14 protein-coding genes and 1 riboswitch are annotated in these 12,130 nt (G+C 61.8%); of the genes, 7 read left to right on the forward strand and 7 right to left on the reverse strand.

From position 1 onward, the window contains the following. Positions 1 to 4 precede the first annotated feature (4 nt). Entirely contained in the window at positions 5 to 949 is a 945-nt protein-coding gene (locus HKD21_RS09585; protein WP_228121291.1) for a slipin family protein, read from the forward strand. Here HKD21_RS09585 and gmk read toward each other — a convergent pair. Next, the gene (gene gmk, locus HKD21_RS09590; RefSeq protein ID WP_194255478.1) at positions 939 to 1,565 is read right to left on the reverse strand and encodes a guanylate kinase; all 627 of its coding nucleotides are present in this window, start codon (positions 1,563 to 1,565) and stop codon (positions 939 to 941) included. The two genes, HKD21_RS09585 and gmk, sit on opposite strands and share 11 nt — an antisense overlap. A gap of 208 nt (positions 1,566 to 1,773) precedes the next feature. Further along, positions 1,774 to 3,045, reverse strand: coding sequence for an AI-2E family transporter (locus HKD21_RS09595; RefSeq protein ID WP_194255479.1), 1,272 nt, complete (start codon positions 3,043 to 3,045; stop codon positions 1,774 to 1,776). Positions 3,046 to 3,242: 197 nt separating this feature from the next. Here HKD21_RS09595 and pqqA point away from each other — a divergent pair, with 197 nt between their 5' ends. From pqqA to pqqE, 5 genes are all read left to right on the forward strand, one after another. Continuing rightward, a complete protein-coding gene (pqqA, locus tag HKD21_RS09600) occupies positions 3,243 to 3,323 on the forward strand; it encodes a pyrroloquinoline quinone precursor peptide PqqA (protein ID WP_010502998.1) in 81 nt (26 codons plus the stop codon). A 114-nt stretch (positions 3,324 to 3,437) separates the two neighbouring features. Beyond that, positions 3,438 to 4,352 carry a pyrroloquinoline quinone biosynthesis protein PqqB gene (gene pqqB / locus HKD21_RS09605; protein ID WP_194255480.1) on the forward strand — a complete coding sequence of 305 codons (915 nt, stop codon included), beginning with the start codon at positions 3,438 to 3,440 and terminating at the stop codon, positions 4,350 to 4,352. Further along, positions 4,349 to 5,068: a pyrroloquinoline-quinone synthase PqqC gene (gene pqqC, locus HKD21_RS09610; RefSeq protein ID WP_062027332.1), complete on the forward strand. Its 720-nt coding sequence runs from the start codon at positions 4,349 to 4,351 to the stop codon at positions 5,066 to 5,068. The genes pqqB and pqqC overlap by 4 nt, the downstream gene beginning before the upstream one ends. After that, on the forward strand, positions 5,065 to 5,352 hold the full coding sequence (pqqD, locus tag HKD21_RS09615) for a pyrroloquinoline quinone biosynthesis peptide chaperone PqqD (RefSeq protein WP_194255481.1): 288 nt from the start codon (positions 5,065 to 5,067) through the stop codon (positions 5,350 to 5,352). Before pqqC ends, pqqD begins: the two co-directional genes overlap by 4 nt. Further along, positions 5,349 to 6,419 (forward strand): pyrroloquinoline quinone biosynthesis protein PqqE, encoded by a 1,071-nt coding sequence (pqqE, locus tag HKD21_RS09620; RefSeq protein ID WP_194255482.1) that lies wholly within the window; start codon positions 5,349 to 5,351, stop codon positions 6,417 to 6,419. The genes pqqD and pqqE overlap by 4 nt, the downstream gene beginning before the upstream one ends. Positions 6,420 to 6,443: 24 nt before the next feature. On the opposite strand, the gene ribH is transcribed toward pqqE, so the two are convergent. The 5 genes from ribH to HKD21_RS09645 form a co-directional block, all read right to left on the reverse strand. Continuing rightward, the gene (gene ribH / locus HKD21_RS09625; RefSeq protein WP_194255483.1) at positions 6,444 to 6,923 is read right to left on the reverse strand and encodes a 6,7-dimethyl-8-ribityllumazine synthase; all 480 of its coding nucleotides are present in this window, start codon (positions 6,921 to 6,923) and stop codon (positions 6,444 to 6,446) included. After that, positions 6,920 to 8,173, reverse strand: coding sequence for a 3,4-dihydroxy-2-butanone-4-phosphate synthase (ribB, locus tag HKD21_RS09630; protein WP_194255484.1), 1,254 nt, complete (start codon positions 8,171 to 8,173; stop codon positions 6,920 to 6,922). Before ribB ends, ribH begins: the two co-directional genes overlap by 4 nt. After that, positions 8,170 to 8,808, reverse strand: coding sequence for a riboflavin synthase (locus HKD21_RS09635; protein WP_194255485.1), 639 nt, complete (start codon positions 8,806 to 8,808; stop codon positions 8,170 to 8,172). The genes ribB and HKD21_RS09635 overlap by 4 nt, the downstream gene beginning before the upstream one ends. Then, positions 8,790 to 9,824: a bifunctional diaminohydroxyphosphoribosylaminopyrimidine deaminase/5-amino-6-(5-phosphoribosylamino)uracil reductase RibD gene (gene ribD / locus HKD21_RS09640; protein WP_194255486.1), complete on the reverse strand. Its 1,035-nt coding sequence runs from the start codon at positions 9,822 to 9,824 to the stop codon at positions 8,790 to 8,792. Before ribD ends, HKD21_RS09635 begins: the two co-directional genes overlap by 19 nt. A gap of 116 nt (positions 9,825 to 9,940) precedes the next feature. After that, positions 9,941 to 10,098: riboswitch (FMN riboswitch) on the reverse strand. A gap of 155 nt (positions 10,099 to 10,253) precedes the next feature. After that, positions 10,254 to 10,445 carry an entericidin A/B family lipoprotein gene (locus tag HKD21_RS09645; RefSeq protein ID WP_062027319.1) on the reverse strand — a complete coding sequence of 64 codons (192 nt, stop codon included), beginning with the start codon at positions 10,443 to 10,445 and terminating at the stop codon, positions 10,254 to 10,256. 180 nt (positions 10,446 to 10,625) lie between these two features. On the opposite strand from HKD21_RS09645, the gene HKD21_RS09650 reads away from it, so the two are divergent. Beyond that, entirely contained in the window at positions 10,626 to 12,095 is a 1,470-nt protein-coding gene (locus HKD21_RS09650; RefSeq protein WP_194255487.1) for a cryptochrome/photolyase family protein, read from the forward strand. Positions 12,096 to 12,130: the final 35 nt, after the last annotated feature.

Consider the following 12,130-nt stretch of genomic DNA (forward strand, 5'->3'; position numbering starts at 1 on the left):
GTCCATGCCGGATTTTCCCGTGCTTCCTTCCATGTCGCTGGTGCCATCCATGAAGCGGAAACTGCCCCTCAACACGATTTCGGCCTCCATCGCAGCGGTCGTTTTTCTGATCTCGGCCGGGCTGACAGCTCTGACGCGGCAGCCCGGCTGGGTCATCGGTGGCGTCGTGCTGGCCCTGCTCGTGCATATGTCGCTCAAGATGTGCAATTCCTGGCAGCGTGTTCTGGTTCTGCGGGCGGGAAAGATTCAGGGACTGCGCGGTCCGGGCCTGTTCCTGATCGTGCCTTTCCTTGATCAGATTGACGCCGTTGTGGACCAACGCATCCGCACGGTGCCCGTGCATACGCGTCAGACCCTGACGCGCGATACGACACCGGTGGATGTGGATGCGGTCGTGTTCTGGATGGTGCATGATCCGCTTCGGGCCATCACGGAACTGGACAACTACGAGAGCTCGGTTTCGATGGTTGCGCTCACGACGTTGCGCGAGGTGGTTGGCAGTTCGGATCTGGCCACGCTGCTGGAAGACCGTCGCCGCATTGACGGCGAACTGCGCGACCTCATCGAAAGCAAGACCCGCGAATGGGGCGTTACGGTTCAGTCCGTCGAAATCCGCGACGTGCAGCTCCCTGACAGCCTTCAGGACGCCATGAGCCGTCAGGCGCAGGCCGAGCGCGAGCGTGCTGCCCGCGTCACGCTGGCTTCAGCGGAGCGGGAAGTGGCGCATGAACTGGCGCAGGCGGCCAAGACTTACGAAGCCGCGCCGATCGCACTCCAGATTCTTCAGATCAACCGTATTTTTGAAATGAACAAGAACCGCGGCACCACCATCCTGATGCCGACGACCATGGCGGATGCCATGACATCCGCAACTGCCTTCGCCGCCGCGATGCAGACCGTCCAGCCGGAAGCGGGCGCCCCGACTGCGACCGGTGAGGTCAGCGGCTGAAGCTGGCGACCATGTCCGGCAGATTGCGCTGACGCCGCGTTGACAGCCGCGCGGCTGTCAGGATGGAGCGCGCCTGCGAAATCGCTGTGTCCAGCTCCGAATTGATGATCGTGTGATCGAATTCGGACCAGTGGGAAATCTCGTTCAGCGCTGCCTGCATTCGCTTGGCGATTTCTTCGGGATGGTCTGAAGCACGCTTGTTCAGCCGGCGTTCCAGTTCTTCCAGCGAAGGCGGCAGAACGAACAGGCTCACCACATCGTCCGGCAGGGCCGCGCGTAGAAGGCGGTGTCCCTGCCAGTCGATATCAAACACCATGTCATGTCCGGCATCCAGTGCTTCCTCAACTGGTGCGCGGGGCGTGCCGTAGCCTCGACCGAAGACTTCCGCCCATTCCAGAAGCTCACCATCCGCAGCCATGCGGCGGAACTCGGCGATATCCCGAAAATGGTAATGCACGCCCTCGACTTCGCCCGGACGCGGTCCGCGCGTCGTAACCGAGACGGAATGGCGCAGGGTCGGCTCCGAAGCGCGCAGGGCGTTGGCAATGGTGGACTTGCCCGCGCCAGACGGGGCCGAGATCACCAGACAGACGCCACGGCGGGGCAGTTGGGTCATGGGGTCTCCTTGGGAGTAATGAACTGGACAGGACTGTTCTGCCGAAGCGTCTAGCGTAAAGGGGGCTGTTTTGGCCAGATATTCAGAGCCGGTTTCAGGGCTCTGCCCTGAAACCGGCAAAGGGACGCGGTCCCTTTGAACCCATAAATTTACGAACGGGATCAAAGGGGCGAGCCCCTTTGTGGGGCGCGGGGCAACGCCCCGATCCTCACGGCTCGGACTGAAGCTGCGCAACAATGGCACTACTGATCGTCCGCCGCGTCGGGCCACCCAGAACATGCCCGAGCGGCGCCAGCACTTCGATATGGTCACAGACAATCTTGAAGACCGCGAGCATCGGCACGGACAGGAACGCGCCGGAGATGCCCCACATCCAGTCCCAGAACAGCAGCGACCCCATGACGAAAACGGGATTGAGCGTGAAGCGCCGGGCCAGCAGCATGGGTGTGATGGTCTCGCCTTCCAGCACATGGATCAGCAGATAGATCGACGGCGGCAGGAGCGCGTAAAGCAGGGAGGGGAAGCTGAAGAGTCCGACCACGAAATAGACCACCACACCCGTGAGCGGTCCGATGATGGGAATGTAGTTCAGCAGGAAGGCCAGGACGCCCCACAGAAGCGGATTGGGCATTCCCGTTGCCCAGCACTGGATCATGTTCACCAGCCCCACACCCAGATTCATCATCGTGATCGTCACGAGATAGAGCGACACGTTCTGCTCGATCTGATTGGCCATCTCCACGAGGCGGCGTTTCTTGGCGTAGGTCGGCATAATTTCGACGCAGCGGCGCAGAAGCGTGTCGCCTTCCGTCATAAGGAAGAACAGCATCAGCAGCATTGAGAAGAAGCCGCCCGCCAGTTCACGTGTCCCCGCCAGAACGGAAGAGCCGAGCCGCGAGAGCGCCGTTTCTCCACTGATCGGTCCGGTAACGCCATGCGCCGTGCGTGCGCTGCCCGAATGACCGCTGAACATGGCGGACAGGCGCATATAGTCGTGCTGGATCATGTCGATCGGCCCGCTGAGAACGGCCAGCTTGCTCTGTAATGCGGGGAGCGTCTGTGGTGCGCGGGTGATCCAGCCAGCAGCCGGGACGGAAATCGTTGTGGCGATTCCGCCCACGACTCCGAACATCATGACGATCAACAGCAATCCCGCCAGATGTCGGGGCAAGCGCAGACGCTGGGTGAGGAATCGCATGGGTGCGATCATCAGCAGGTTCAGCACGAGCGCAAAGACGAAGGGCAGAAGGATGGGGGCCGTGAAATACAGCGAATAGAATACGGCGAGAATCGTCAGGATCAGGACACACATGTCCCGGATGTTCAGATGCTCGCGCAGCAGGTTGCGATCGAGCGTGGGGTCCGGAAAATCGCCGTCCGGCAGCAGCTTTTCGCCGGGCTTCTCACAGGGCTTTTCTGACGTGGACGCCGGGTCGCTACAGGCAGGGTCGGCGGAGGACGCAATGGGACGGCCGGACATGTTTTTTGCCTGAAGCGAAAGACGGAGCAGACGGACCACCAGTTGACCCTGAAGATCCGCGAAAGGACACAGTTGCGTGTTCTGCCTAAAAAACCCCTTGAACTCCAGTGGCATCAGGTCACTAAATCATGAGGAGCGCCCGTGAATACGTCATCAGACGCATTTACCGGTTTATCGTAGACTCAAGGAGAACCATCATGGCCTGGAACACACCGAAAGTTACCGAAATCCCGCTGGGCGCAGAAATCAACTCGTATGTCTGCGGCGAGAAGAAATAAACCTCTTCCCCGAGGCTCCGTCCTTGAGGAATATGGCACGGCCGCTCCCCTTCGGAGCGGCCGTTTTCATTCATGGGAGCCGCAGGGCGCCCGATTCAGACGGTTTGTAAAAAAATGATTGATGTCATCGTGCTTGGTGCGGCGGCAGGGGGCGGTTTTCCGCAGTGGAATTCCGCAGCGCCCGGCTGTGTGGCTGGCCGCACGCGACAGGGCGCGAAAGCCCGCACCCAGGCCTCCATCGCCGTCAGCGCTGACGGAAAACGCTGGTTTATTCTCAACGCCGCGCCCGATTTGCGCCAGCAGATCATCGAGACCCCGGCCCTGCATCATCAGGGTAGTCTGCGCGGAACGCCCATTCAGGGTGTCGTTCTGACCTGCGGCGAAATCGACGCCATCACGGGGCTTCTGACTCTGCGTGAGCGCGAACCCTTCAGGCTGATGGGCAGCGACTCGACTCTCCAGCAACTGGCGGACAATCCGATGTTCGGCGCGCTCGATCCTGAGATCGTACCGCGCATCCCACTGCTTCTCAACGAACCCATGTCCCTGATGAACAAGGACGGGATTCCCTCGGGCCTGCTGCTGACGGCCTTCGCAGTGCCGGGCAAGGCTCCGCTTTATGCGGAAGCCGCAGGCTCGAAGCCCGATGAAACGCTGGGTCTGTCTATAACGGACGGGCTGAAAACGCTGCTCTTCATTCCCGGCTGCGCACATATCACGCCGGAGATCGTGCAGCGGGTGGCTGGGGCGGATCTCGTTTTCTTCGATGGAACGCTGTGGCGGGACGACGAAATGATCCGCGCTGGGCTGAGCCCCAAGAGCGGCCAGCGGATGGGGCATGTGTCAGTCAATGATGCCGGTGGCCCCGTTGAATGTTTCACGATGTGCGAAAAACCTCGCAAGGTCTTGATTCATATCAACAACTCCAACCCGATTTTGTTCGAAGACAGCCCCGAACGAAAAAGCGTCGAACGCGCCGGATGGACGGTTGCGGAAGACGGCATGACTTTCAGACTGGACACACCATGACGCTCCTCACCCCTGACCAGCTTGAAGAGAGGCTTCGGCAGATCGGTGCCGAGCGGTATCACAACCGCCATCCGTTTCACCGCAAGCTGCATGACGGCAAGCTCGACCGCGCGCAGGTTCAGGCCTGGGCGCTGAACCGCTATTATTATCAGGCCCGCATCCCCGCGAAGGACGCGACCCTCCTCGCACGGCTGCCCACGGCCGAACTGCGCCGGGAATGGCGCCGCCGGATTGAGGATCATGACGGCACGGAGCCCGGAACGGGCGGTGTCGCGCGCTGGCTGATGCTGACGGATGGTCTGGGGCTGGATCGCGACTACGTGGAAAGCCTCGACGGCCTGCTTCCGGCCACGCGCTTTTCGGTCGATGCCTATGTGAACTTCGTGCGGGACCGCTCTATTCTGGCCGCCATCGCGTCCTCGCTGACGGAGCTGTTTTCGCCCACGATCATCAGCGAGCGCGTCTCTGGGATGCTGCGGCATTATGATTTCGTGTCGGAAAAGACGCTGGCCTATTTTACGCCCCGTCTGACCCAGGCGCCGCGGGATTCCGATTTCGCGCTGGCCTATGTCCGCGAAAACGCCCGCACGCCCGAGCAGCAGAAAGAGGTTCTGGAAGCTCTGGAGTTCAAGTGCTCCGTGCTGTGGACCATGCTGGATGCGCTCGATTATGCCTATGTGGACGGCCACATCCCGCCGGGCGCCTTCGTTCCATGACGGACCAGTCTTGCGTCGCGGAGGAGAGCGTTCTCTCCTTCGCGCGCGGCCATCGGCTTCAGCATGATCGCGTGAGAGACCTGTGGATCGTGCAGGCGCCTGAAAAAGCATTTGTGATTGAGGGCTCTGCGCCGCATATTCTGCAGCTTCTGGATGGGGAGCGCAGCGTCGGCGACATCATCCAGCAGCTTGCAAATGAATTTTCCGCCCCGCGTGAGGTCATCGCGAAGGATGTCCTCGCGCTTCTTTCTGAACTGACAGAAAAGAACGTCCTGCACACATGACACTGCCTTCGCCGCCGATGAGCCTTCTGGCTGAACTGACGCATCGTTGCCCGCTTTCCTGCCCCTATTGCTCCAATCCGCTTGAACTCGAACGAAAAGCGGCGGAACTCGACACAGCCGGCTGGCGCTCCGTGCTGGAGCAGGCCGCCGAACTCGGTGTGTTGCAGGTTCATTTCTCCGGCGGTGAGCCGATGGCCCGGCCCGACCTCGTCGAACTGGTGTCCCTCGCACGCAAGCTTAACCTGTATTCCAACCTGATCACCTCCGGCGTTCTGCTGGACGAAACGAAGCTGGAGGCGCTGGACAAGGCCGGGCTGGATCATATCCAGCTGTCCTTTCAGGACGTGACGGAGGCGGGTGCCGAGCGGATTGGCGGTCTCAAGGGCGCGCAGGCCCGCAAGATTGAGGCGGCGCGGCTTATTCGGGCGTCCGGTATTCCGATGACGCTCAATTTTGTGGTGCACAGGGAAAATGTGGCCCGTATTCCCGAGATGTTTGCTCTGGCGCGGGAGCTTGGGGCCGGACGGGTGGAGATCGCGCATACCCAGTATTATGGCTGGGGACTGAAAAACCGTGATGCGCTTCTGCCCAGCCGTGAGCAGCTTCAGGAAGCTACACGCGCCGTCGAGGCGGAACGTGCGAAGGGTGGTCTCTCGGTCGATTATGTGACGCCGGATTATCATGCGGACCGGCCAAAACCCTGTATGGGAGGTTGGGGACAGCGTTTCGTGAATGTCACGCCTTCAGGGCGGGTGCTGCCGTGTCACGCGGCGGAAATTATTCCCGATGTTGCCTTCCCGAACGTGCAGGACAGGACCCTGTCGGATATCTGGAACTGTTCGCCCCTGTTCAACATGTTCCGGGGGACGGACTGGATGCCCGAACCCTGCCGCTCCTGCGAGCGCAAGGAACAGGACTGGGGAGGATGCCGCTGTCAGGCACTGGCGTTGACGGGGAATGCCGCCAACACCGACCCGGTCTGTAGTCTTTCGCCATTTCATGACCGTGTGGAAAAGGCCGTGGCGGAAGCGTCAGAAAAGCCGGAGTTGGTATACCGGCGTTTCTGACAGGCGGCGCTTTTTCCGCAGGGATCAGGAGCGGGCGGGCACGTTGCGCAGGAAGGCCAGTGTTTCGACGCAGGCTGCGGCGGCTTCCCGGCCTTTGTTTTCGGCATCTGCGCGGGAGCGGTCCACGGCCTGCTGTTCGGTGTAGGTTGTCAGGATGCCGAAAGCGATCGGCACTTCGGTGGCAAGCTGGGCCTGCATGATGCCGATGGTGGCACCCAGCGAGATGAACTCGAAATGCGCGGTGTCACCCTTGATGACGCAGCCGAGGCAGATCACGCCCTCGTATTGGCCGGATTTCGCCAGACGCTGGGCCAGAATGGGGAGTTCGAACGCGCCCGGCGCGTCATAGACGTCCACATCGGTGATGCCGCGCTCTTCGAGCCATTCAAGCGCGCCGTTCTTCAGGCCACCGGTAATGCTCGTGTTGAAGCGGCTGGAGATGATGGCCACTTTCGGTACGGGAGAAAGGCGCAGATCTGGGGCTACGGGGATATGTTTGCTCATGCCGGCTGTTCCTGAAGAAAATGGCCCATCCGTGTGCGTTTGGTCGCAAGATAGGCGCGGTTGAAAGGATTGGCTGCGATTTCCAGCCGTTCGCTGGACTGCACGTCAAAGCCGAAGCGGACGAGGTTGGATTCCTTGTCCGGGTTGTTCGTCAGAAGGCGGAGCGAACTCACGCCCAGATGCCGCAGCAGGTCGGCTGCTGCATCCCATTCGCGGGCATCGGCGGGTAGGCCGAGGGCCTCGTTGGCCTCCACCGTATCCATGCCATGATCCTGAAGCTCGTAGGCGCGGATCTTGTTGGCCAGTCCGATCCCACGGCCTTCATGGCCTCGCAGATAAACCAGCACGCCGGATTCGGATGCTGAAATCCGCTCCAGAGCCTCGCGGAGCTGCGCGCCGCAGTCGCAGCGCATGGAGCCGAGCGCATCGCCCGTCACACATTCCGAATGCAGACGTACCAGCGGAACGCCTTTGGACGGGTTGCCCTTCACCAGCGCGACGTGCTCCACACCGTCGACGGCGCGGAAGGCATGGATGCGCAGATCGTGGCCGCCGAAAATGCTGGGGAGAGCGGATTCGGCCACCATTTCGCCCGCAGCCGGAACCGGCGTGCAGATCAGGTCGTGGCCCGCGATGGCATCGCGTCCGTGTTCGCGGCACCAGTCCTGAAGGTCGGCGATGCTGACGATAGGCATGTTGTGGCGTGCGGCATATTTCCGCAGTTCCGGCAGACGCATCATGCTGCCGTCATCGGCCATGATTTCGCAGATCACGCCTGCGGGCTCCAGCCCGGCCAGACGCGCGATGTCGATCGAACCTTCCGTATGACCGTTGCGTCCCAGAACGCCTTCGGGATGGGCGCGGAGCGGGAAGATGTGACCCGGTGAGACGAGATCGTCTGGCTTGGCTGCGGGGTTGGCGGCGATGACAATCGTGCGGGCGCGGTCGGCGGCGGAAATACCGGTCGTCACGCCTGTTGCCGCTTCGATCGAGACCGTGAAGGCCGTGCCGCGCGGGTCGCGGTTGCGCGCTACCATCGGCGGCAGGGCGAGACGGTCCGCCTGTTCGGCTTCCAGCGGCAGGCAGATCAGGCCTCGCGCCTCGCGAACCATGAAGTTGATGGCTTCCGGCGTGGCGAACTGCGCTGCCATGACCAGATCGCCCTCGTTCTCCCGGTTTTCGTCATCGACCATGACGACCATACCGCCTGCACGGATGGCCTCGATAGCGGCTTTCAGGGACGGCTTCATGAGGCCACCTTTCCAATGCTGGGGGAGAACCGCAGCAGGTTCTCGACATATTTGGACAGCACATCGACTTCCACATCCATCCGGTCTCCGACCGACAGCGTGGAGAGGTTGGTGTGTTCCCATGTGTGCGGGATGATCGTCAGGCCAACTTCGAAACCGGGCTGACCGTCACGGGTGATGGCGTCGTGCAGGTCGTTCACCGTCAGGCTGATGCCGTCGAAGGTGATGGAGCCCTTTTCCACGACATACTGGCGCAGCGCTTGCGGGACGAACACGCGCAGGGCGTAGGAATCCCCGGCTTTTTCAACGCTGGCGAGGGTCGCCACGCCATCCACATGACCCTGCACGATATGGCCCGAAAGGCGCGTGCTGGCGGCGACGGCGCGTTCCAGATTGACGCGCGATCCGGCCTTGAGCTGATCCAGTGGTGTGCGGGACAGCGTCTCGCCGCTGAGATGGAAGGTGGCCACGCCTGCTGAATCGAAACTCTCGACCGTCAGACACACACCATTGACCGCCACGCTTTCGCCGAGTTCCAGATCGGGAAAGCCGGTCTCCACGGTCAGGTCCATGGCCTTGTCGCGGACGGAGGCGGCGTGGACTGTACCCAGACGCTCTATGATTCCAGAGAACATGCGTTTTCCCTCAGCAGTTGCAGCGGGCTTTCGTCCCGCGATTTCAGATCGATGCGGTCAGCGCCCGCAGTTTTATGAATGGTGAGCCAGTCGTCCCACAGCCCGGCCTCGGCAACGGAGGCCAGTAGGGCCGGTCCCGCCTCGATCATTGCCCAGTTCGCGCCGCGCCCCGCCAGCAGGGTCGGGACGGAGAGCAGGTCGGGTGTCGGGATGACCTCAAAGCCGGTTTCCGTCATCTCGGCAATCCAGTCTGCTGGAAGGCGGCCGTGGCGGTCGCAGACGACCAGAAGGCGCGGTTTGCGGCCCTCGTGGTCCGGGACATGCCGGACTGTGAAGCGCGGGCGGTCCGCCAGAACGGTGCCGATCCCGGTGATGATTGCGTCCGTCGCCCGGCGCAGGCGATGCGCGAGGGTGAGCGAGGCCGGGGAGGTGAAGGTTTTCTGGCCCGGCGGCGGTACCATGGAGCCGTGTTCGTCCAGTGCCTGTTTGACACTGATCCATGGACGATGTCGGACGACGCGGCTTGCGAAAGGCGCCAGAAGAGCCCGGCAGTCCTGTGCCAGATCGGCCATGTCTGGCCGGTCCGCAAGCATGACCACGCGTTTTGCGCCGGGCTCTTCGCACAGCCGGCCGGCTCCACCCGATGCCTGCGGGTTTGGGTCGGCCGCACCAATCCAGACCTCCCGAACCGGGCTGTTGCGAAGGGCTTCGCTGCACGGAGGCGTGCGCCCGGTGTGATTGCAGGGCTCCAGCGTGACGAGGGCCACCCGTACCTGATCCAGCACACCTGTCGCGTGGGCCTGTGCTAGAGCCATGGCTTCGGCATGGGGTTGCCCGACGCGCGGATGGACGCCAACCGTCAGGATATGGCCTTCCGCATCCAGCAGCGCACACCCGACGGACGGGTTGGGTGCTGTGGCCCCGAAAGTCTCGACAGCCTGTGAGATGGCCGCACGAAAACCGTCGCGGATGGCGCTTGGAGCGATAGTGTCGGAAAGGGTGGTCTGGTTAGCCAAGTTGCGTCTACTGGTCCCGTTACGATCGGGACGTCCGCAAGGCGCACGCCGCCCTCAGCCGGAACGGAAAACAGGCGGGACGGCACGCGCCCAACCTGTCCGCGACCGGACAAGTGCTGCGTTCTCTTCCATCCGGACTATGACCGTCGGCTCCGGAGTCTCACCGGATCTGCTTGTCCCTTCCGGATCGAAATCCGAAAGGCGCTCGCGGGCTGAGGCGGAGAAAACCGCCAATACCGCCGGTGGGGAGTTTCACCCCGCCCTGAGAACGTCTGTGTTCACTCGAATTATGGAACCGTCTGGACGGGAATGACAAGCAAAAATCTACACAGGTCCTTTTCCGAAGACGCAGTCAGGACGTGCGGATACAAAAAAACCGCCGGTCGGGGACCGGCGGTTCTGAAAGCCCGGAGCGGGTTTTCGGAAAACTCAGTTCGGGGAAGCGTTCGTGTGACGCTCGATCGCGCCCTGCGTTGCATTGGCGCCGCGGGAGACGTTGTGACCGACGGAGCTCACGTCCTGACCAGCGCCGCGCACGGTGTTGCAGGCGGACAGCGTGACGGCCGAGCCCGAAAGAAGAGCCAGAGACAGGGCAATGCGTGCGATGGACTTGGTGGACATAGAAAAAATCCTCTTAAAGAGCGTTTCGGCCATTAAACGACATTTCATGACAATGGTTCGCGGACTTGGGAGAAATTTTTTCAGGGTGCCGCCGGTCCGGATTGAAAGTCGTCTCATCCGTTCTGAACGAATGGCGCTGTCGGACGCTTTATGAGGAATTTTCCCTTTTTGTGAGGATCCATGCCCAGTTCCCGGCCTGAACGTACTTCATCTCGCCAGAACCAGAATCGGTCAGCCATCGTCTGGTTTCGGGACGATCTGCGTCTGGCGGACCATCCTGCGCTGCATGAGGCTGTGGCGTCCGGTCGGCCGCTGATCTGTCTTTATGTTCTGGATGATGTGACCCCGGCTCTGCATCCGGCTGGAGCTGCATTGCGGTGGTGGCTTCATGGGGCTCTGGCGGACCTGCGGGGGCAGCTGGAAAGTCGGGGCGGGACGTTGCTGACGCTTGCGGGGTCGGCTGAGGAGTTGCTTCCGCAACTTGCGCGGCACATGGATGTGGCGTCGGTACACTGGCACCATCGTCTGCATGAACGCGAACGGGCACAGGATGACCGGATCCGGCAGGCTCTGGAGCAGCAGGGTTGTGAGGTTCGGGCGCATTGGGGGACGGTTCTGCTTGATCCGGGTCTGGTGCGTACGAAGCAGGGTGGGTTCTACAAGGTCTGCGGTTCGTTCTGGAAAGCGCTTCAGACCTACACCGTACCAGAGCCGTTGGACGTTCCAGACAGGGCCTCGTTTCAGGACGTTCCGGACTCTGTGCTGCCAGATGAACGGCTGAACGAAGCGAATCTGTGTCCGCGGGCTCCGGACTGGGCGGGCGGGTTCCGTAAGACATGGGAGCCGGGAGAGGCGGAAGGGCAGGAGCATCTTGAGGATTTTCTGAAAGATGCTGTTGCGGAGTATCCGAGGGGACGGGACAGGGTGGCGGAGGAGGGAACGTCGCGTCTGTCGCCCTATCTTGCGTCCGGTGCGGTCTCGCCCCGGCAGGTCTGGGCGGCGTTACAGAAGCATGGTGCGCATACAGATGGACCGCGGATTTTCCTGTCAGAACTCGGGTGGCGGGAATTTGCCCGCTACACGCTGTATCACTTGCCGCAATTGCCGTTTGAAAACCTCAGCCCGAAGTTTTCCGGGATGCACTGGCGGAACAGCGCAGCGGACCTGAAGGCGTGGCAGCGGGGACAGACGGGCGTGCCGATTGTGGATGCGGGGATGCGCCAGCTCTGGCAGACCGGCTGGATGCATAACAGGGCGCGCATGATCGTGGGGTCATTCCTGACGAAGCATCTGCTGATCGACTGGAAAGAAGGGGAAGCGTGGTTCCGCGATACGCTGGTGGATGCAGATTTTGCGAACAATGCCATGAACTGGCAGTGGGTCGCGGGAACGGGTATCGAAGCCACGCCGTTTTTCAGAATTTTCAATCCGACACGGCAGGCTGAAAAATTCGACCCGGAAGGCGATTATATCCGCCAGTGGGTGCCAGAACTGCGCCGTCTGTCAGAAAAGGCGCTGTTTGAGCCCTGGGCCGCGAAGGATGCCGATCTGCGGCAGGGGGGAGTTATTCTAGGCAGAACCTATCCGCGCCCCATCGTGGATCTGAAGGAGGGACGTGATCGCGCCCTTCAGGCGTTCAGGGCGCTTTAAGGCCCTGATACTCCGGCCCCGCGGGCGGGGCCGGA

Origin of the sequence: Gluconobacter cerevisiae, from assembly GCF_015244675.1 — a bacterium.
Lineage (GTDB): Bacteria > Pseudomonadota > Alphaproteobacteria > Acetobacterales > Acetobacteraceae > Gluconobacter > Gluconobacter cerevisiae.